Origin of the sequence: Myxococcus llanfairpwllgwyngyllgogerychwyrndrobwllllantysiliogogogochensis (genome assembly GCF_006636215.1) — a bacterium.
In the GTDB taxonomy this organism is placed as follows: domain Bacteria; phylum Myxococcota; class Myxococcia; order Myxococcales; family Myxococcaceae; genus Myxococcus; species Myxococcus llanfairpwllgwyngyllgogerychwyrndrobwllllantysiliogogogochensis.
On record NZ_VIFM01000707.1, the window covers coordinates 1 to 486 of the forward strand.

1 protein-coding gene is annotated in these 486 nt (G+C 66.5%); it reads right to left on the reverse strand.

Going from position 1 to position 486, the window contains the following annotated elements; genetic code table 11:
- Positions 1 to 212 (reverse strand): LysR family transcriptional regulator (locus FJV41_RS57295; protein WP_141649603.1); only part of this gene is annotated, 212 nt, incomplete at its 3' end.
- Positions 213 to 486 lie beyond the last annotated feature (274 nt).

The window sequence follows — 486 nt, forward strand, 5'->3', positions numbered from 1 at the left end:
GCCTGGCAGTGCCGCAGGTACGACTCGCCCACCTCGGTGAGCGACAGCTTGCGGGTGGTGCGCTGCAGCAGGCGCACGCCCAGCTGCGTTTCCAGCTCCGACACGCGGCGCGACAGCCGCGATTTCGGGATGCCCAGGGCGCGGCCGGCCGCCGCGAAGCCTCCCCGCTCCACCACTTCGGCGAAGTACAGCATGTCGTTCAGGTCCTGCATACGGTGTGCCCATTGTTCCAACAGTGGAACAATCTATCGCAGCCGTGCCCGCTTATCAAGAGATCATGGCGGCAGCACAATCCAATCAACGCCACATGCCGTGGCCTTTCAACCCAGGAGAATTCCATGCAAGTGCTGCACATCGACTCGGCCATCACCGGCGCCGCCTCCGTTTCCCGCCAGCTCACCGCCCAGACCGTTGCGGCCTGGGTGGCGGCCCACCCCGGCGCGCAGGTGCAGTACCTCGACCTGTTGGCGGAAGCCCCCGGCCACT